Origin of the sequence: Bradyrhizobium sp. (assembly GCF_035309285.1) — a bacterium.
Lineage (GTDB): Bacteria > Pseudomonadota > Alphaproteobacteria > Rhizobiales > Xanthobacteraceae > Bradyrhizobium.
Map to the genome: position 1 here is coordinate 13,691 of NZ_DATGFH010000174.1, position 16,983 is coordinate 30,673.

Annotated in this window: 18 protein-coding genes; 13 read left to right on the top strand and 5 right to left on the bottom strand. The window is 62.5% G+C overall.

Translation table 11 applies throughout. From position 1 onward, the window contains the following. Positions 1-9 precede the first annotated feature (9 nt). The 3 genes from guaB (at position 10) to VKR55_RS31630 (ending at position 3,218) form a co-directional block, all read left to right on the top strand. Positions 10-1,500, top strand: a complete 1,491-nt coding sequence (gene guaB / locus VKR55_RS31620) for an IMP dehydrogenase (RefSeq protein ID WP_324409327.1) — start codon at positions 10-12, stop codon at positions 1,498-1,500. 136 nt (positions 1,501-1,636) lie between these two features. Further along, on the top strand, positions 1,637-2,659 hold the full coding sequence (locus VKR55_RS31625; protein WP_324409328.1) for an NADP-dependent oxidoreductase: 1,023 nt from the start codon (positions 1,637-1,639) through the stop codon (positions 2,657-2,659). Between the two features lie 175 nt (positions 2,660-2,834). Next, on the top strand, positions 2,835-3,218 hold the full coding sequence (locus VKR55_RS31630; RefSeq protein ID WP_324409329.1) for a hypothetical protein: 384 nt from the start codon (positions 2,835-2,837) through the stop codon (positions 3,216-3,218). Positions 3,219-3,226: 8 nt separating this feature from the next. Here the strand turns inward: VKR55_RS31630 and VKR55_RS31635 are convergent, their stop codons facing one another. Then, positions 3,227-4,102, bottom strand: coding sequence for a metallophosphoesterase family protein (locus VKR55_RS31635; protein ID WP_324409330.1), 876 nt, complete (start codon positions 4,100-4,102; stop codon positions 3,227-3,229). 100 nt (positions 4,103-4,202) lie between these two features. Then, positions 4,203-4,904 carry an acriflavin resistance protein gene (locus VKR55_RS31640; protein WP_324409331.1) on the bottom strand — a complete coding sequence of 234 codons (702 nt, stop codon included), beginning with the start codon at positions 4,902-4,904 and terminating at the stop codon, positions 4,203-4,205. A gap of 170 nt (positions 4,905-5,074) precedes the next feature. Here VKR55_RS31640 and VKR55_RS31645 point away from each other — a divergent pair, with 170 nt between their 5' ends. From VKR55_RS31645 to VKR55_RS31665, 5 genes are all read left to right on the top strand, one after another. Next, the gene (locus VKR55_RS31645) at positions 5,075-5,494 is read left to right on the top strand and encodes an MAPEG family protein (protein WP_324409332.1); all 420 of its coding nucleotides are present in this window, start codon (positions 5,075-5,077) and stop codon (positions 5,492-5,494) included. Positions 5,495-5,529: 35 nt separating this feature from the next. Next, complete coding sequence (locus VKR55_RS31650) at positions 5,530-6,831, top strand: RsmB/NOP family class I SAM-dependent RNA methyltransferase (protein WP_324409333.1); 1,302 nt, start codon at positions 5,530-5,532, stop codon at positions 6,829-6,831. Positions 6,832-7,018: 187 nt separating this feature from the next. Continuing rightward, the gene (gene guaA / locus VKR55_RS31655) at positions 7,019-8,617 is read left to right on the top strand and encodes a glutamine-hydrolyzing GMP synthase (protein WP_324409371.1); all 1,599 of its coding nucleotides are present in this window, start codon (positions 7,019-7,021) and stop codon (positions 8,615-8,617) included. Between the two features lie 98 nt (positions 8,618-8,715). Beyond that, positions 8,716-9,618 carry an HNH endonuclease gene (locus VKR55_RS31660; RefSeq protein WP_324409334.1) on the top strand — a complete coding sequence of 301 codons (903 nt, stop codon included), beginning with the start codon at positions 8,716-8,718 and terminating at the stop codon, positions 9,616-9,618. Positions 9,619-9,848: 230 nt separating this feature from the next. After that, on the top strand, positions 9,849-10,217 hold the full coding sequence (locus VKR55_RS31665; RefSeq protein ID WP_324409335.1) for a YciI family protein: 369 nt from the start codon (positions 9,849-9,851) through the stop codon (positions 10,215-10,217). 126 nt (positions 10,218-10,343) lie between these two features. On the opposite strand, the gene VKR55_RS31670 is transcribed toward VKR55_RS31665, so the two are convergent. Beyond that, positions 10,344-10,904, bottom strand: a complete 561-nt coding sequence (locus VKR55_RS31670; protein ID WP_324409336.1) for a YdeI/OmpD-associated family protein — start codon at positions 10,902-10,904, stop codon at positions 10,344-10,346. Between the two features lie 306 nt (positions 10,905-11,210). On the opposite strand from VKR55_RS31670, the gene VKR55_RS31675 reads away from it, so the two are divergent. Continuing rightward, entirely contained in the window at positions 11,211-11,963 is a 753-nt protein-coding gene (locus VKR55_RS31675; protein WP_324409337.1) for an MBL fold metallo-hydrolase, read from the top strand. Positions 11,964-12,012: 49 nt separating this feature from the next. Further along, a complete protein-coding gene (locus VKR55_RS31680; protein ID WP_324409338.1) occupies positions 12,013-12,825 on the top strand; it encodes a hypothetical protein in 813 nt (270 codons plus the stop codon). A 141-nt stretch (positions 12,826-12,966) separates the two neighbouring features. On the opposite strand, the gene VKR55_RS31685 is transcribed toward VKR55_RS31680, so the two are convergent. Beyond that, positions 12,967-13,302 carry a hypothetical protein gene (locus VKR55_RS31685; protein WP_324409339.1) on the bottom strand — a complete coding sequence of 112 codons (336 nt, stop codon included), beginning with the start codon at positions 13,300-13,302 and terminating at the stop codon, positions 12,967-12,969. A 102-nt stretch (positions 13,303-13,404) separates the two neighbouring features. Further along, positions 13,405-13,662, bottom strand: coding sequence for a hypothetical protein (locus tag VKR55_RS31690; RefSeq protein WP_324409340.1), 258 nt, complete (start codon positions 13,660-13,662; stop codon positions 13,405-13,407). A gap of 528 nt (positions 13,663-14,190) precedes the next feature. Between VKR55_RS31690 and VKR55_RS31695 the strand changes: the two genes are divergently transcribed. The 3 genes from VKR55_RS31695 (at position 14,191) to VKR55_RS31705 (ending at position 16,979) form a co-directional block, all read left to right on the top strand. After that, on the top strand, positions 14,191-15,168 hold the full coding sequence (locus VKR55_RS31695; protein ID WP_324409341.1) for a Bug family tripartite tricarboxylate transporter substrate binding protein: 978 nt from the start codon (positions 14,191-14,193) through the stop codon (positions 15,166-15,168). Positions 15,169-15,321: 153 nt separating this feature from the next. Further along, positions 15,322-16,554, top strand: a complete 1,233-nt coding sequence (locus VKR55_RS31700; RefSeq protein ID WP_324409342.1) for an MFS transporter — start codon at positions 15,322-15,324, stop codon at positions 16,552-16,554. An 80-nt stretch (positions 16,555-16,634) separates the two neighbouring features. After that, positions 16,635-16,979 (top strand): Lin0512 family protein, encoded by a 345-nt coding sequence (locus VKR55_RS31705; protein ID WP_324409343.1) that lies wholly within the window; start codon positions 16,635-16,637, stop codon positions 16,977-16,979. The last annotated feature ends 4 nt before the right edge of the window (positions 16,980-16,983 follow it).

Genomic DNA, 16,983 nt, shown 5'->3' on the forward strand with positions numbered 1-16,983 from the left:
GAGTTGACGATGGCGCAGGGATTCCAGGGCTTTCGCGAAGCCTTCACGTTCGACGACGTCCTCCTGAAGCCCGGCCATTCGGATGTGCTTCCCTCAGAAGTCGACATCCGCTCCACGGTCACCCGCGCGATCCCGCTCAACATCCCGATCATCGCCTCCGCCATGGATACCGTCACCGAGGCGCGCATGGCGATCGCCATGGCGCAGGCCGGCGGCATCGGCGTCATTCATCGCAATTTCGATCCCGAGGCGCAGGCCGCCCAGGTGCGGCAGGTGAAGAAGTATGAGTCCGGCATGGTGGTCAATCCACTCACCATTGGGCCAGACGCGATGCTCTCCGACGCGCTGTCCCTGATGAAAGAGCATGGCTTTTCCGGCATTCCGGTCGTCACCGGCGGCGGCAAAGGCACGCCTGGGAAACTCGTCGGCATCCTGACCAACCGCGATGTGCGCTTTGCGACTGATCCGCGCCAGAAGGTGTCGGAGCTGATGACGCACAAGAACCTAGTCACGGTGCGCGAGGATGTGAGCCAGGACGAAGCCAAGCGGATGCTGCATCAGCATCGCATCGAAAAGCTCCTGGTGGTCGACGATCAGTATCGCTGCGTCGGTCTGATCACCGTGAAGGACATGGAGAAGGCGGTCGCCCATCCGCTCGCCTGCAAGGACGGGCAGGGACGCCTGCGGGCCGCCGCGGCGACCACGGTCGGCGAGGGCGGCTATGAGCGCACCGAGCGGCTGATCGATGCCGGCGTCGATCTGATCGTGGTCGATACCGCGCATGGCCATTCCTCGCGCGTGCTCGAAGCAGTCAACCGCATCAAGCGGCTCTCCAACGAGGTGCAGGTGATCGCAGGCAATATCGCCACCCAGGAAGGCGCACAGGCGCTGATCGATTCCGGCGCGGACGCGATCAAGGTCGGCATCGGTCCGGGCTCGATCTGCACCACGCGCGTCGTCGCCGGCGTCGGCGTGCCGCAGCTCACCGCGATCATGGATGCAGTGGAAGCCGCGAAGAAATCCGGCGTGCCGGTGATCGCCGATGGCGGAATCAAATATTCCGGCGATCTTGCCAAAGCGCTCGCGGCCGGCGCCGACATCGCCATGGTCGGTTCGCTGCTTGCCGGCACCGACGAGACGCCAGGCGACGTGTTCCTCTGGCAGGGCCGCTCCTACAAGGCCTATCGCGGCATGGGCTCCGTCGGCGCGATGGCGCGCGGCTCGGCGGACCGCTACTTCCAGCAGGACATCAAGGACACGCTCAAGCTCGTGCCCGAGGGCGTCGAGGGGCAGGTACCCTACAAGGGTCCGGTCGCCAATGTCATGCACCAGCTTGCCGGCGGCCTGCGCGCGGCGATGGGTTATGTCGGCGCACGGAATATTGCCGATTTCCATGCAAAAGCGCAGTTCGTGCGCATCACCGGCGCGGGCCTGCGCGAAAGCCACGTCCACGACGTGACCATCACGCGCGAAAGTCCGAACTATCCGGGCGGGGTGTAGTTCGCTGGCTTGAGCGCTAATCTTTTCGTCATTGCGAGGAGCGCAAGCGACGAAGCAATCCATTCTTTTCCGTTGACGGGAATGGATTGCTTCGCTTCGCTCGCAATGACGAAAGAAACAGTTAGGAGGACACATCATGGCCCAGGCCAAGCGTATCGTTCTGGCATCCCGTCCCGTCGGCGAACCCAAGCCGTCGGATTTTCGCCTCGAGGACGTGCCGGTGCCGACGCCGGGCAACGGCGAGGTGCTGCTGCGCACGATCTGGCTCTCGCTCGATCCCTATATGCGCGGGCGGATGGCTGATGGTCCGTCCTACGCCGCGCCGGTGCCGATCGGCGGCGTGATGGAAGCCGGCACCGTCAACGAGGTGATCGCCTCGAACAATCCGAACTTCGCCAAGGGCGATATTGTGCTGGCGCGCGCCGGCTGGCAGACGCATGCGCTCTCCGACGGCAAGGGCCTTGCCAAGGTCGATCCGAAGCTGGCGCCGATCTCGACTGCCGTCGGCGTGCTCGGCATGCCCGGCATGACGGCCTATACGGGGCTGCTCGACATCGGCAAGCCGCAAGCCGGCGAGACCGTCGTCGTTGCCGCGGCCTCCGGTGCGGTCGGCTCCGCGGTCGGGCAGATCGCGAAGATCAAGGGCGCGCGTGCGGTCGGCATCGCCGGCGGCAAGGACAAATGCGACTTCGTCAAAAAGGAGCTTGGCTTCGACGAATGCCTCGATCATCGCGATCCCGATCTTCCAGCAAAGCTGAAGCAAGCCTGCCCGAAGGGCATCGACGTCTATTTCGAGAATGTCGGCGGCGCGGTGTTCGAAGCGGTGTTTCCGCTTCTGAACAATTTCGCGCGCGTGCCGGTGTGCGGCCTGATCGCGCATTATAACGACACCCAGGCCGTCGCGCCGAAATGGGCGGGCGCCATGATGCGCGCGATCCTGACCAAGCGGCTGACCTTCCGCGGCTTCATCGTGTCCGATTTCGCCGCGCGCCACGGAGATTTCCTGCGCGACATGTCGAGCTGGGTGCGCGAGGGCAAGGTGAAGTACAAGGAGTTCGTCACCGAGGGTCTCGAGAGTGCCCCTGGCGCCTTCATGGGTCTCCTGAAGGGCGCCAACTTCGGCAAGCAGCTTGTGCGCGTCGGGCCGGACAAGGCGTGAGCCGCGTCGGGTATCGGGTAACGGAACGAGGCCGGGCCGCTTTGCCCGGCTTTTTCGTGACTGCAAATTGTAGCATAATTGCAACAGTGGTGCGGAAATGGCACTCTGATCGCATGTCGGTTCCTTGACTAGGAACCAAGACATTGAAACATTGCACCAATTTACTGGTGCTGCCATGTTTGAGATCAGTATTTTCTGCGTCATCCTCTTCGCGATTGCTTATTGGACGACCCTCTTCATCATGGGCCGCCGCGATGACGTGTTGCATGGAGAGTTCGTCGAAATGGAATCGGAACTCGCTCCGGTTCCCACTGACGCGCTGATGGATGTCACGGTCGCTGAACCTGTCCTACCGACGACGCCCGCGACGCCTCCGATCATCGATCCCGTTCCAGCTCCCGCGCCTGTCGCAGCGGCCAAGCCTTCTCCGCGGCCCGCACCTGTTGCCGTCGCACGTGCCCCGCAGCCGACGCTTGCGAGGACACCGGCCAATACGGAGAAGCTGCAGTCGCTGCTCGCCTCCATCAAACAGGAACTGAAGAACGCCGCGCAGATTTGAGCCAGCGGTTATATCGCAACGGGAGCCTTCGAAGACACCGCCGGTTGCGCTTGCGGATCCTTCGCCCACAGCTCATCGAGATCGACGTCGACGTGGCCCGGCGCGCGGACGTGACGGACTTCAAAGCTGTCCGGCTGGAAGCGGTATTCAACGAGGCCGACTTCCTTGAGACCAATGCGCTCTTGCCGCTTGTCTGAGATGATGAAGCCTGCCGAGGGCGACCAGATGTGGCGCGTGTGGCCCAAGGTGAAATCGCGGCGCTGATGCACGTGGCCGCTCGCGACCAGCCGCAAGTCGACCGTGCGCAGCATCTCGACGAGGCGCCGCCGCGCCGGCATCGGCACATAGCGGATCGCGCTCGACTCGAGCTCGGGATCGTCGGGCGCGTTGAGGAAGATCGGCTTGTGCAGGAACAGCGCGACCGGCTTGCCGCCAGAGCTGGCGAGCTCGCCGGCGAGCCAATCGAATTGCTCGGCCTCGGAAACGAGGCCCGAATTCATCACCAGCGAGTTGAGCCCGATGAAGCACCAGCCCGCGGCCTCGAAGCGCCAGCGGTCGTCGCCGAACGCGGCGATATAAGCCTGCCTGCCTTTCTCGCTCACGAGCTCCTTCGGCACCGGCCCGAACTGGGTCGGGTTGTCGCCGATATCATGATTGCCGGGCAAATAGCGGCAGGGAACGGGTAACGCGTCGTGCAGCGAGCGCGCGTAATCGAGATCATCGGGACTCGTCGGCGCATCGAAAGCAAGATCGCCGCTGTTGACGACGAGATGGGGGCGCGTGGTGTCGATATAGTCGGCAACGCGATCGAAATTCGCTGTAAGTTTGGTCAGCCGGCGGGCGAGGTGGGTATCGGAGATTTGCATCAGGCGAAATTGGGTCATGGCTCGTTCCTTCCGGCCCAATCCTATTACGGGCCGGCTTCGGAATCATGACGCTCAGTTCACACTTCGCGTGAGGAGAGAATGCAGTTTGAAACACAGCTTAAAACACCCGATAACGGATCGCGTAGGCATCGTGGGCGTTAGCATCCGCTTCTCCATTCGCCAAAGCGACGCGATCGGCCAGGTGCCAGGGCCCGAAGGTCGCCGAGCGGCTCGGCTCGGCGGCAAGGCGAAGCTTGAACTCGCATTGCGCCAGTCCCGGTAGATTGAGGACAACGACGCGGTCGGTGGTGCGGTAGTCGAGGGCGACGACGCCGCGCAGCACGCTTTGGCCGTTATTCGCATCGGCCGTGCCTTCGACGCGGGCGAGCCTTTGGTTGCGGTCGGTGTGAAGCTCGATCTGGGTGTCGGAGATCGCGGACAACTCCGTTTTCGGCATCCGGATTTCAAACTCGACTGCGCGCTTCGAGGGATTGAGGCCGAGATAGGCGAGCGCGGCCTGCCGCATGTCGGAGATGACAAAGGCCGCCAGGGCGAGTGCGACCACCGCGGCAACGCCATGCTTCGCAATGCCGCGCACGGTACGCTCGCCTGTGTGAAAATAGATCGTGAGCGCGATCGCCACCGCCAGCGCAGTCGCGATCCCGGCGAGCCCCGACGTTACGAGGCCAAGCCCGCCATGCGGGCCATCGCCATAAAGGCCGGTGAAGTCGCCGATCGCCTTCAAAAACGATGCGACCGTATCGCCGGGCAGGGCGGCCATCTCGCTTGCGCCCTTCAACAGCGGGGTGGTGATATTCATCGCGGCATTGTCCTGACTGACCGCTAATGTCTCAAACTGGCAAAACGGCTTGAACTATCGATGGTTAGTCGCATTTCCGCGTTCGCTGGTTCAACGGCACGCGCAGGCTTGTATTGTCAGCGGGCCTTGCCTGGCGTATTGGCGCTCACGTCGCTCGGGAGAGGATTCTCATGTCGATTCAAATGGTTCTGTTGCCGGTCTTCGTTCAAATCGCGCTGACGTTCTACCTCTTGTTTGCGATGGCCATTTCCCGCAGCCGTGCGCTCTCCGGCGGCGAGGTCAAGCCCAAGGACATTGCGCTCCGCCAGCAAAACTGGCCGGTCCGCGCCACCCAGATCGGCAACTGCTTCGCCAACCAGTTCGAAGTCCCGGTGCTGTTCTATGTGTTGATCGCTCTGGCGCTGCCGCTCCGCCATACCGACCTGGTCATTGTGATGTTGTCCTGGGTGTTTGTGGTGACTCGCCTTGTCCATGCCTGGATCTTTGTGACATCCAACGATTTGCAGAGGCGCTCGCTCGCCTGGTTTGCCGGCGCGCTGGTCGTGCTGGTGTTGTGGATTTATTTCGCCGCAAAAATCCTGTTGCCTTAGGCGATCATCGCGCGTTTTGACGAGAAAGCTTTGAGATGACTCCCGCTGCCCGGCTCTCCGCCGCGATCGAGCTGATCGACACCATCGAGGCGCAACGCGCGCCTGCGGCGCAAGCGTTGAAGGATTGGGGCACGTCGCATCGCTTCGCGGGCTCCGGCGATCGCGCCGCGATTGCGGGCCTCGTCTGGGACGTGCTGCGCCGGCGCGCCTCGAGCGCCTGGGTGATGGATGACGATAGCCCCCGCGCGCGCGTGCTCGGCATGCTCAAGGTCGAGCGCGGCATGGACCTTGCCGCGATTTCGGCGCTCTGCGACGGCAGCCGATTCGCGCCTCAGCCATTGACCGATGCCGAGAGGAGCGCGCTCGCCTCGCGCTCCACCGAGGGAGCGCCGGCGCCGATCGCCGGTGATTATCCGGAATGGCTCGATCCCCATCTGGCAAAAGTCTTTGGCGACGATCGCGCACGAGAAGCTGCTGCAATGGCTAGCCGCGCACCGCTTGATCTCCGCGTCAACACGCTGAAAGCCAGGCGCGAGAAAGTTTTGGCATCGCTCAAACATCTCGGCGCGGCTGGGACGCCGTGGTCGCCGCTGGGCTTGCGTATCGAGCTCGGCGCGGACGCTCGCAATCCCGGCATCCATGCCGAAGAAGACTTCATCAAGGGCCTTGTTGAAGTGCAGGATGAGGGTTCGCAGCTGGCGGCGTTGTTTTCCGCGGCAAAACCCGGCGAGCAGGTGATCGATCTCTGCGCCGGCGCCGGCGGCAAGACGCTGGCGCTCGCCGCGATGATGCAAGGCAAGGGCAGACTGATCGCAACCGACCACGACAAGCGCCAGCTAGCGCCGATCCATGAGCGCTTGTCGCGCGCCGGCGTCCACAACGCCGAAGTGCGCACGCCCAGGGGCGCCGATGATCCCGTAGCCGACATCAAGGCTTCCGCAGACCTCGTTTTGATCGACGCGCCCTGCTCGGGGACAGGCACCTGGCGGCGCAACCCCGATGCGAAATGGCGGATGCGGCCCGGTGCGCTGGAAATCCGCATCAAGGATCAGATCGAGGTGCTGGACCGCGCGAGGGCCATGGTCAAGCCGGGAGGGCGGATCGCCTACATCACCTGCTCGGTGTTGTCGGAGGAGAACGCCGGGCAGGTCCGCGCCTTCGTCGCACGCCATCCCGAGTTTGTGGTTGCCCCGCCGGAAGAGACGGCTTCGGTGCTCTGGGATAAGGCCGAGGCGTTCGCGAAAGCCGCACTGCGTTTTCCCGAAGGGTGGCTGATGACGCCACGGCGAACCGGAACCGACGGCTTTTTCGTTTCGGTGCTGCGCCGGCAAACATAATCCGTCATTCCGGGGCGCCCGAAGGGCGAACCCGGAATATCGAGATTCCGGGTTCGATGCTTCGCATCGTCCCGGAATGACGACGCAAAGCCGAATGGCGGTCGCATCGGCCCGAAAGACGTGGAAGCCCGGCCATGACGGCCCCCAAAGGGTTGCGGCTTCGTTCCCCGTCGCGTATCTGCTGTCCATGACAGCCGCACAGAAAGCACGCGAGTCGTCGTCGCCCCACGTGGCCTCGGCGCATGACAAGATTCTGATTGTCGATTTCGGCAGCCAGGTCACCCAGCTCATTGCCCGCCGCGTTCGCGAAGAGGGCGTCTACTGCGAGATCGTGCCGTTCCAGAAAGCCGAAGCCGCGTTTCGCGAGATGAAGCCCAAGGGCGTGATCCTCTCGGGCGGTCCGGCCTCCGTGCTCGACGATAATGCGCCGGCGGCGCCAATGGCTATTCTGAATGCCGGCGTGCCTGTGCTCGGCATCTGCTATGGCGAGCAGACCATGGCCCGGCAGCTCGGCGGCACGGTGGAGGGCGGGCACCACCGCGAATTCGGCCGCGCCACCATCGAGGTCACCGACGACTGCGCGCTGTTCGACGGCGTCTGGCAAAAGGGCGGCCGCTACGACGTCTGGATGAGCCATGGCGACCGCGTGACGAAACTCCCTCACGGCTTCCGCGCGGTGGCGCGCGCGCCGGGCTCGCCGATCTCGGTCATCGCCGACGACGGCCGCAAGTTCTATGCGATGCAGTTCCACCCCGAGGTCGTGCACACGCCCGATGGCGCGAAACTCCTGCGCAATTTCGTGCGCAAGGTCGCTGGCCTTTCCGGCGACTGGACCATGCATGCCTTCCGCGAGGAGGCGATCGAGAAGATCCGCGCGCAAGTAGGCAAGGCAAGAGTGATCTGCGGTCTCTCGGGCGGCGTCGACTCGGCGGTTGCCGCCGTGCTGATCCACGAGGCGATCGGCGACCAGCTCACCTGCGTCTTTGTCGACCACGGCCTGCTTCGCAAGAACGAGGCTGAGACCGTGGTCGATCTGTTCCGGCATCACTACAACATCCCGCTCGTGCATGTGGATGCCTCGAAGCAATTCCTGGGCGAGCTCGAAGGCGTCACTGACCCCGAAGTGAAGCGCAAGACCATCGGCCGCCTCTTCATCGACGTGTTCGAGGCGGAAGCGAAGAGGATCGGTGGCGCGGACTATCTCGCGCAGGGCACACTCTATCCCGACGTGATCGAGAGCGTGTCGTTCACGGGCGGACCGTCGGTGACCATCAAATCGCACCACAATGTCGGCGGCTTGCCTGCGCGCATGAACATGAAGCTGGTCGAGCCCTTGCGCGAACTGTTCAAGGATGAAGTCCGCGCGCTCGGCCGCGAGCTCGGTCTGCCGGAGATTTTCGTCGGCCGGCATCCGTTCCCGGGCCCGGGCCTGGCGATCCGGTGCCCCGGCGACATCACGAGAGAGAAGCTCGACATCCTGCGCAATGCGGACGCCGTCTATATCGACGAGATCCGCAAAGCCGGCCTCTACGACCAGATCTGGCAGGCCTTCGCGGTGCTGTTGCCGGTCAAGACCGTCGGCGTGATGGGCGATGGCCGCACCTACGAATACGTCGTGGGGCTGCGCGCAGTCACCTCGACCGACGGCATGACCGCCGACTTCTTCCAGTTCGACATGAAGTTCCTGGGCCAGGTCGCGACCCGCATTATCAACGAGGTCAAGGGCGTCAACCGCGTGGTCTACGATGTGACCAGCAAGCCGCCGGGGACGATCGAGTGGGAGTAGGCAGAGGAAGGCCGCGCGGTCTTATGAAACTGGACTCTGGAGCGCTGCTCGCTGCTCGAACACAAGAATAGATCCGGAAAGGCCGTACTGAAACATCCATGGGGCTTGGCGTATTCATTCATCGGTCAGACTCGATCTACGACGATAGTCCAGCCGAACAATATCAATTTCCCAGCCAGTATCTTGGTCGCGTTGAGGCCTGCGTCGGCGACTGGATAATCTACTATGAACCGCGCAAGGTCACTGAGACACGGGGCTACTTTGCAATTGCAAAGGTTAGTCGGGTCATTCCCGACCCGAGCGTCCCGGGGATGTACGTCGCATTGATTGAGGCTGGAAGCTATCTCGATTTCGCTAATCCAGTCCCTTTCAGCGGAGCGTCGGGACCAATCGAACAAGGCGTGCTCAATGAACAGGGGCGGATTTCTGGGCGAGCTCAATCGGCGGTCCGTCCAATCTCTCCTCACGACTTCAACAAAATAGTCGAGCTCGGGTTCGAGGAAAAGACGCCCCTTCTACCTCGCCTCGACGATGACGTGCCATCGTCTGGTTTTGAAGAAGAACAACAGACTCCCTTTCGCATTGAACAACAGCGCGACCGAATTAGCATCACTGTTTCGAGGGTTTTGCGCGATCGAGTCTTTCGTCGCGTTGTCCTGCGCGCTTATGATGCGCGTTGCGCCATCACGGGACTAAAGCTCATCAACGGAAGCGGGCGAGCCGAAGTTGCTGCGGCCCATATCCGGCCAGTGGAAGCGAATGGCCCAGATATCGTGAGCAATGGGATCGCTCTTTCCGGCACAGCGCATTGGATGTTTGATCGCGGCCTCATTAGTTTGTCCGACGATTTGGAAATATTAATCTCGCGACAGACGAATGACCCGGAAGGGGTTCGATCGCTAATCAATAAATCCGGTCATGCGCGTCCGCCGCGGCGTCCATCGGACCGGCCCCATCCGCATTTCTTAAAGTGGCACCGCGAGCATTGTTTCAAACAATAGGTGTCGGTGAGCCGCACTATAGAATGGGGTGTTTAAGGCCAAGCTGGTTGCGGAACGCAGGCAGGGTGAAGGCCTTCGCCGCCTGGCGACGATCGGCGGCCTTGAAAGCGACCATCCGCGCCCTGCGCCTTAACCGGTAAAAAATTTGCAGGACGATGTCGGCCTCCGAGAACCCCGTTCGTCATTCCCTTGCAAAGCCGATGAGACCGGCTCAAACGAGGAGACAGACAATGCGGGTGATGGTGCTCGTGAAGGCGACCGAAGGCAGCGAAAAGGGTTTTCTCCACACGACTGAGGAGATGGAGATGATGGAGGCGATGGGCCGGTTCAATGATGAGCTGCGCAAGGCCGGGATCCTGCGCGACGGCGACGGCCTCAAACCTTCGTCGCACGGCAAGCGTGTTGCGTTCGATGGTCCCGGCCGTACGGTCATCGACGGGCCTTTCGCCGCAACCCGCGAGCTGGTCGCCGGATTCTGGCTTTGGGAAGTCAAGGACATGGACGAGGCGGTCGCCTGGGTGAAACGCTGCCCCAATCCCATGCTGGGACCGAGCGAGATCGAAATCCGGCCGCTGTACGAGATGGCTGATTTGCAGTGAGGATCTGACAAAGCGCTGTCGAAGCGACCCTGCAGTTTCGCTGCCGACGCTATCTTGCATCGCTCACAGCGTCGGATACGGCCGTCCAGAAGACTATCTCCCGGTACGCATCCACAGTTTCACAATCTATCGCCGCTCCAGGAACCCTCGTCCTTCGAAGATCGCAGGCATCGCCTTCTCGATCCGCGCGGTCCGCGTTCCAGACTGCTTCGCGCCGGCGAAGTGAAACAGGTATCCTCTTTGCCGACCCGGCGTCAGCGCCTCGAACGCGCGCTTGAACCGCGGATCGTTGCGAAACTTCTCCTTCAACTCCTCGGGCACGGGAAACTCCGGGGGCTTCGTTTCGACCTTCATTCCGGCCTTCTCGGCCGCTACCGCCTCGCGCACATAGGCCTTGATGGTGGCCGCCTTCGTCGCAATCTCCTCGGCGCTGGTGAACTTCATCACCCGCGCCGCCTGAACCTGCCCAAGCTGCACCAGCAGCTTCTTCGGGTCCTTCAGCAGCGCACCCTGAAAGAAGCCCAACGCGCAATATTCTTTGAAGCCCTGAATGATGACGACGTTTCTTCCACCCATCGTGTAGCAGGGCTTTCCCCACTTGCACTCCTCTCTTAAGTCAAACCCAGACAAGATCCTTTGTAACTCGGCAATCTCAGCCTGCCACCGCTCTCGATAAGCCATCTCCATGCTGCACCTCCGTTGTTGCAAGTTGCCGTGAGGCTGATGCTCGTTCGAGGGTTGAGTATGTCTAAAATCGGCCGATCGATGTCGATAGTCGCTGAAACCGAGCAGATCGCGTATCGTCGAAATTGGTGTTTGAAATCAAGAGCGCAATTTTCTGACGGATTGGCTTTGCGCCGCCGTGCGATTGTTTAGCTTGATGGCAAGAACCTCGCAATCCAATGCGCGGCACGGCTCGCCATTCGCAGGAACCCCTGAGCGCAACGCCGGTTTTACACGAGTGGCGGTCGCACGCCGCTGACGGAGGTTCTGATGCTTCAGCTAAGGAGGCTGTCCTGGGCGGGGATTGAACTCAGGTCGGGCGACGTGCGCGTGCTGATCGATCCCCTGGAGAATGTCGCGCCGCTCCGCAGCTTCCTGGGCAAGCCGCATGATCCAATTCTCCACATCGAGAGCGACGGACAAACGCATGCGCTCGTCACCCACCGGCACCCCGATCACTTTGATCCCGTTACCCTCAAGCGCGTCGTCGGCCCTTCCGGGACTGCCTTTTGTCCTCGCGCCATCGCCGCAGAGATCGAGGAGAATGGACTTTCGGCACAGGGCATGGATGCTTGGGAGCGGACCGACGAAAACGGCATCGCGGTGACGGCAGTCCCTGCCGTCGACTGGCGTGGTGACGAGCAGCTCTCGTGGGTCATCGAGGCCGATGGTCACCGCATCATTCACTGCGGCGACACCATCTGGCATGGTCAATGGTGGCGCATCGCGCGCGAATTCGGTCCGTTCGACTGGGCCTTTCTGCCGATCAACGGCGTCATCGCGATCTATCCCGGCCTTGAGCCGAGCGGCCTGCCGGCGACGCTGACGCCGAAACAGGCCTGCGTCGCGGCACGCATCCTGCACGCTGCCGCGCTCTGCCCCATACACTACGGCACGTTCAACAATCCGCCGGCCTATGCCGAACAGGATGACGTGATCGGCGCCGTGACGATGAGCGCCGCGGAAGAAGGGGTGAAGCTCAAGCTCGTGACGCCGGGAGAAATGCTGCCGCTCGCGGCGTGAGCGGCATCAAGTCGCGTTCAAGCCAGTTTTTGCCTGTCGGGAGCAGCGGATGAAATTTCAGCGACGCACCGTGTTGAGAGCGGGACTGACGGGCCTGGCGTGGACAGCAATGCGTGGCGTAGCGCCTGCGTCCAATTCTGCAACAAGGTTTGTCTTCCACGTCACCAGTATCGCCGGGGGCATGCTGAATTGGCTGATCGATCGGCGCTACGCCTCCATCACGGCTGAATTGGAGAAACGCGGCTATCCGTCGATGCTCGTCCACAGCTCTGTGAAAGGCTCCGACACGCCCAATGAGGATCGCGCGTCAGCCATTGTCAAAGCGCTTCAGAACGTCACGGATGACGTCGTGATTGTTGGAATATCCAACGAAGGCAACTTCCTGCCGTTGGTTGCAGCGGCACGGCCCATCAAGCGGGTCGTCTATGTCAACGCGGTCATTCCACGTCCCGGGAAAGCGTTCATCGAGGTCTGCCAGACGGAGCAGGTCGCCGTGCCGGGAAGCTATCTCGACAAGCTCCTCAAGGCGTCCCAAAGCATCACGGATGATTTTCTAAAGCTCATCCACGATCCCAACGCGACCAAGGCGCAGCTCAAGGTGATGCAGGACCGCATCGACAGCTCGCGATCCGCTCATATCATGGTCGGCTTCTACGAAGTCTGTCCGCTGAAAGCGCTGCCGAGCGTCGACAATGTGTACGTTTCGGGCTCGGCCGACGGCCAGATCCGGCCAGAGTGGGAGCAGTCGGCGGCGCGTCGGGTCCTGGGCGTCGAGCCGGTTGTCATTTCGGGTGCCGGCCATGCCAACATCTACGCAAAGTATGCGGCTCAGCTCGCGGACGCCTGTGTCAAGGGGCTTTGATGCCGCCGATCGTGCTCACCGAGCCGGGCTCGAAGGCGTGCGGCTTCGGTCCCGCGCTTCACTGCACGTCGAGCACAAGAGCGCCCTCGGCCGCGAGCTCGGCGAGCGAGGCTTGTGGATTGCCGAAATAGAGCGTCGCGGTCATCGGAGGCGCCGCACGAGTGCGAGCGTCAGCGTGAGCAGCCGCGCGAACGCATCGTGCAGCCGCACGCCTGCCGGAGCAGGCTCGATCGTGACTTGGTGCGCGCGCGGCAGATCGGTGAATTGATGGCGATAAACAGTGACGATGTGCTCAAGACGCAGTCGCAGCCGCCGCGCTTCCGCGGCGAGTGCGTCGTTCTCGGCGGCGGCGATCGCCGCCTCGAAGCATTCCTTGATCTCGCTCAGGATGCCGTGTGGACGTCCCGTGCCGTAGAGCTCCTCGTATAATTCCTCGCCACGCGCCTCGAGCTTCTTGTAGTGCGGTTCCTCGGTCATGCGCGGCTCATGTTTTGCTGGTCATCCCTGCCTGGCCCCCCGCCGAGTGGTTCGATCTGATTGTACGCGTTTTGGCTGCGTTGGGTCATACCCGCATTCATCTCATCGCGCTGCCGCAGCATCCGCGCAGCTACGCGACCAGTGCTGCGCCTGCGAGCCCTTGCCGACGACGAATAATGGACACGTTGGATAGCGACATCGTGCAAGCCTCGCTCGATAGAAGGGAAACCTTACCGGAAAGATGGTTGCGCCAAAACCACGATTTTTCGGAGCGAAATCAAGCTGATTTGGCCTGTCCAGCCCTTGCGCGAAAAATATTTTGCTTCCGGTTTTCAGAAAATCATGGTTGTCTTCGCGCATCCCGCCTTCCTTGGGAGGGACGGCTCGCGATCGTCACGGACGTTGGGGGCGGGATGCGATGGACGCTTGGGATGCTCAGCGCGCTTTGCCGCGCGGACGAAAGCATCCTGGCGGACGGCGAAATCGTGTTGTCCTGGCCCCCCGACGCTGGGGTCAAGTCTTGCGGGACGTTTCGCAAGGCGACGGTGGCTAAAAAGCCCGGCACACCGGGGAGACCACGTATAAGCCGTAAACCATTGCGCAGGGAATGCCGGAGTGTGTTCGGTTGTACCTGTGATGACTCGTGTGCGTGCTCAATGCGCGATTTCTGCACACGAGACAGCGGGTGCAACGGCACCCGGCATTCCCTGCGCCCTCCGATCTTCGGAAGGCGTCGAATGAAGCAAGACTCGGGTGCGTTTTGCGCCGCGAGAATGCGGGGCGCTGTGTCTTCGGCTGTTCGCGCTGCTCCCTGAAACTTGCAAAGTCCGTGGCGTGTGCTTCAAATCATGCCACCACAGGTTCAAAAACAAAAATCATGGTGGAGCGATGTCCGGGAGCAAAATTTCACGCCGCGCGCTACTCGCAGGACTAACCACAGCGCCATTCGTCCGCAGCGTCGCCGCGCAAGGTGCGTGGCCGATCCGCTCCGTGCAGGTGATGGTGCCTTATCCGCCTGCCGGCGGCGCCGACACCACCGCGCGGATCCTCTACGCCAAGGTCGGCACGCTGCTGGGCCAGCAGTTCGTCATCGAAAATCGCGGCGGGGCCGGCGGCACCATCGGTGAAGCCGTGGTCGCGAAAGCGGCCCCCGACGGCTACACCATCCTGCATGACGGCACCGCGTATTCGGTCAACGGCGCGCTCTATCCGCACCTGCCGTTCGACTACAACGGGGATTTCGATCCCGTCGCCCTGGTGTCGCTGGTGCCGAATATTCTGGTGGTGACGCCATCGGTACCGGTGAAGACGATGGCTGATGTCATCGCCTATGCCAAGGCGGCTCCCGATGGCATCGACATGGCGTCCTCCGGCAACGGCACGCTGCAGCATTTGTCGCTGGAGATGTTCCGCTTCATGACCGGGACCAAGGTGAACCATGTCCCGTATCGCGGCGGCGGCCCGGCGCTGAACGACGTCATGGGCGGGCAGGTGAAGTTTTTCTTTGCCAACGGCTCGTCGGTCGTCGGCCTGATCCAGGGCGGCAAGCTCAAGGCGATTGCCCATACCGGCAAGGGCCGTCTGAAAAGCCTGCCCGATATTCCGCCGGTGTCGGACACGCTGCCCGGCTTCGAGGCCTATGAATGGAACGGCGTGTTCGTGCCGCATGGCACGCCGCCGGTCGCCGTAAGCACGCTCAACGGCGCGATCAACAAGGCGATCGGCTCGCCTGACGTCAAGGAGCGGTTCGAGCAGCTCAATATCGACAGCCGGCCGAACACGCCGGACGAGTTCCGCGCCTTCGTCAAGGACCAGATGGAGCGTTGGGGCAAGGTGGTGAAGCAAGCCAACATCAAGCTGGGTTAGGTCGTCGATGTCAGGAGCTGGAGTGTCAGGAGCTGGCAGCATGGCCGCGCGGACGACGCCTCAAAAATATTCAGCGGCCGCGGGCTTCTACCTGTCGGTTCCGGCCGACTCCCTTCGTCTTGTACCTAGTGAGAGCTCTACGGGAGACCAAAAATGACCAATCCTCGCTATCGCTGGGTGATCGTCGCGGCCGGGGGCCTGCTTGGCTGTGTCGCCATCGGCGGCATGTTTTCGCTGCCGGTCCTGCTCCGGCCCATCACACACGATACCGGCTGGTCGGTTACGGGCGTGTCCAGCGCCATGACCATCGGCTTTCTTGCCATGGCGCTGACCAGCATGGGCTGGGGCACCTTGTCCGACAAGCTGGGGCCGCTGCCGGTGGTCTTGACCGGCTCGACCCTGATCGCGGTCAGCCTCGCGCTCGCGAGCCGCGCGACATCGCTGATCGAATTTCAATTCATCTTCGGCATCATGGTAGGCGGTGGGGCGGCCGCCATCTTCGCGCCGATGATGGCGACAGTCACCGGCTGGTTTGAGACACAACGCAGCCTCGCCGTGTCGCTGGTCTCGGCCGGCATGGGGATGGCGCCCATGACGATGTCGCCGATGGTTGCCCGGCTCGTCTCGCATTATGACTGGCGGGTCACGATGCTGATCCTGGCCGGCGTCGTCGCGTCGATCATGATCCCGATCTCGCTCTTCGTGCGACGACCGCCGGCGCTTAGCGCGGGGCCCGTTGCCCCGTCCGCCGTTGCCGCGCCGCAAGTGGAGATGACGCGAGCACAGGCGCTGCGCTCACCGCAATTCATCATCCTGATCCTGACCAATTTCTTCTGCTGTGCGACCCATTCGGGCCCGATCATCCACACCGTGAACTATGCCATCAGTTGCGGCATTCCGCTGGTTGCGGCGGTCACGATCTACAGCATGGAGGGGTTTGCGGGATTGTTCGGCCGCATCGCCTTCGGCATCGCCGGCGACCGCCTTGGCGCCAAGCGCGTGCTGGTGGCGGGCCTGCTCGCCCAGGCGTTCGGCGCGCTCGGCTATGTGTTCGTGCGCGAACTCAGCGCGTTCTACGCGGTCGCCGCGTTGTTCGGCTTCATCTATGCCGGCACCATGCCGCTCTACTCGGTGCTGGTGCGCGAGAACTTTCCCTTAAGGATGCTGGGCACCATCATCGGCGGCACCGCGATGGCGGGCAGCCTCGGCATGGCGACCGGACCGCTCGCCGGCGGCCTGATCTACGACACGTTCGCGAGCTACGCCTGGCTCTATATCGGCTCATGGGCCTTCGGACTTGGGGCGTTCCTGATCATCTTGATGTTCAGGCCGTTTCCCAAGGCCGTTGCCAACACCGAAGCTCAGATCGTGCCGGCGCCAGCATAGGAGGTATGTTCCTCATCCCACGGCAAAAGGAGACAGACTGTGGCAGCATACTCGACAGTTTTCTGTCGAGGATGCTGCCAATGGCACGGGTGCGCTGTATCACCGAGATGGGCATGGGCGTCGACGTCCACGGCAAGGATGCCACCAAGGCGGCGAGGCGCGCGGTGTCGGATGCGATCAGGCATTCGAACCTCAGCTTCGTCCGCCTGTTCGGCAAGACGCCGCACGACATGTTCGTGGACGTCACGATCGGCGTGCCTAATCCCGACGGCGTCGATACGGCTGCGGTGGCGAAGGAGCTGCCCTATGGCACCGTGAAGGTGACGGCGGTGAAGGGCGGACTGGAAGTGCCGGCGGAGCAGGGCGGCGATTCCATCCTGATCGCCAATGCCGCCGTCGTGGTCAGCCTCGACGACGGCAAGTAGCACC

Bases quoted from the DNA above. Each gene is read 5' to 3' on its own strand.
- VKR55_RS31705 (WP_324409343.1), top strand. From the start codon at position 16,635: ATGGCACGGGTGCGCTGTATCACCGAGATGGGCATGGGCGTCGACGTC.
- VKR55_RS31675 (WP_324409337.1), top strand. From the start codon at position 11,211: ATGCTTCAGCTAAGGAGGCTGTCCTGGGCGGGGATTGAACTCAGGTCG.
- VKR55_RS31650 (WP_324409333.1), top strand. From the start codon at position 5,530: ATGACTCCCGCTGCCCGGCTCTCCGCCGCGATCGAGCTGATCGACACC.
- VKR55_RS31700 (WP_324409342.1), top strand. From the start codon at position 15,322: ATGACCAATCCTCGCTATCGCTGGGTGATCGTCGCGGCCGGGGGCCTG.
- VKR55_RS31635 (WP_324409330.1), bottom strand. From the start codon at position 4,102: ATGACCCAATTTCGCCTGATGCAAATCTCCGATACCCACCTCGCCCGC.
- VKR55_RS31665 (WP_324409335.1), top strand. From the start codon at position 9,849: ATGCGGGTGATGGTGCTCGTGAAGGCGACCGAAGGCAGCGAAAAGGGT.
- guaA (WP_324409371.1), top strand. From the start codon at position 7,019: ATGACAGCCGCACAGAAAGCACGCGAGTCGTCGTCGCCCCACGTGGCC.
- VKR55_RS31660 (WP_324409334.1), top strand. From the start codon at position 8,716: ATGGGGCTTGGCGTATTCATTCATCGGTCAGACTCGATCTACGACGAT.
- VKR55_RS31685 (WP_324409339.1), bottom strand. From the start codon at position 13,302: ATGACCGAGGAACCGCACTACAAGAAGCTCGAGGCGCGTGGCGAGGAA.
- VKR55_RS31645 (WP_324409332.1), top strand. From the start codon at position 5,075: ATGTCGATTCAAATGGTTCTGTTGCCGGTCTTCGTTCAAATCGCGCTG.
- VKR55_RS31625 (WP_324409328.1), top strand. From the start codon at position 1,637: ATGGCCCAGGCCAAGCGTATCGTTCTGGCATCCCGTCCCGTCGGCGAA.
- VKR55_RS31670 (WP_324409336.1), bottom strand. From the start codon at position 10,904: ATGGAGATGGCTTATCGAGAGCGGTGGCAGGCTGAGATTGCCGAGTTA.
- VKR55_RS31630 (WP_324409329.1), top strand. From the start codon at position 2,835: ATGTTTGAGATCAGTATTTTCTGCGTCATCCTCTTCGCGATTGCTTAT.
- VKR55_RS31680 (WP_324409338.1), top strand. From the start codon at position 12,013: ATGAAATTTCAGCGACGCACCGTGTTGAGAGCGGGACTGACGGGCCTG.
- VKR55_RS31640 (WP_324409331.1), bottom strand. From the start codon at position 4,904: ATGAATATCACCACCCCGCTGTTGAAGGGCGCAAGCGAGATGGCCGCC.
- guaB (WP_324409327.1), top strand. From the start codon at position 10: ATGGCGCAGGGATTCCAGGGCTTTCGCGAAGCCTTCACGTTCGACGAC.
- VKR55_RS31690 (WP_324409340.1), bottom strand. From the start codon at position 13,662: ATGCGCGAAGACAACCATGATTTTCTGAAAACCGGAAGCAAAATATTT.
- VKR55_RS31695 (WP_324409341.1), top strand. From the start codon at position 14,191: ATGTCCGGGAGCAAAATTTCACGCCGCGCGCTACTCGCAGGACTAACC.